Annotated in this window: 1 pseudogene; it reads left to right on the top strand. The window is 35.2% G+C overall.

Annotated features, from left to right (window positions below):
* Positions 1-281: pseudogene (locus ACS8FD_RS23540) on the top strand (hypothetical protein); the annotation flags it as partial.
* Positions 282-554: the final 273 nt, after the last annotated feature.

Below are 554 nucleotides of genomic sequence, written 5' to 3'. Positions count from 1 at the left end.
AAATTAATTATGACATGCTGATTGGCAATTTAGAGATGGATGTGAATGATGGCGAAATACGCTACAAACATGCTATCGATGTCGAAGCAGTTGGCATTAATGATCATATCATTGAGCATCTGCTACAAAGCGTGATTGCCATGACTACGGTCGCTTACGAGATATTTGATGATTTAATCAATACTCAAGACCCTGCTGAAGATATGCAAACGTTACTTATAGAGCTACGTCAGCAAGCAGACTCTAGAACCTTCTTTCTTCCGACTCAATTTGTTCAATAAAGATGCTCAATTTAAAAAAGTAACACAACAAACTTACTTTGAAAATCTTAAAGCGAGGCTGATAGAAATTTTCGTAGCCTCTGTCTGCGTAGGCACAGCAAGCAAGAAAATTTTTATCAGCCTCGTATGCAGATGAGATGTATAACACTTTTATTTAGTAGAGACTATAATCCTATCTTTTATAACCTCTAAACTATTAAAGATAATAAAAAATGCTTTCACAAACTCCTTATCACCCTCTTAAACACCGACACAATTAAACATTATGCTAAA

The organism is Psychrobacter sp. 1U2, assembly GCF_051847575.1.
This window is presented reverse-complemented; position numbering and strand designations above follow the sequence as displayed.